Here is a 249-nt window from a genome sequence, read left to right on the forward strand (position 1 = left end):
GTCGGCCGGCAGCCTGAAGAAGCGCGGCCCGCCGGCGAAGGTGCCCGACGCAAGCGCCCGGCGCGTCGCCGAGTTGGAGAAGCAATTGGCCCAGACCCAGGTGCGCCTCAAGCGCGCCGAGGCCCTGTCAAGGACCGGGGGCATGGATCGCGTGAGGGTCGGCCAAGCGGATCGCCCTGGTGAGTTCGTCAGGGAGCCGGTGCTCGAGTTCGCGGCGCTGACGAGATTGGGGTCGGCCAAGCGGATCGC

General features: G+C 71.1%; 1 pseudogene. It reads left to right on the forward strand.

Annotated elements, in window-relative coordinates:
• Positions 1-249, forward strand: a pseudogene (locus D7X55_RS45270) (hypothetical protein); the annotation flags it as partial.

This window comes from Corallococcus sp. AB049A, assembly GCF_003668885.1.
GTDB lineage: Bacteria > Myxococcota > Myxococcia > Myxococcales > Myxococcaceae > Corallococcus > Corallococcus interemptor.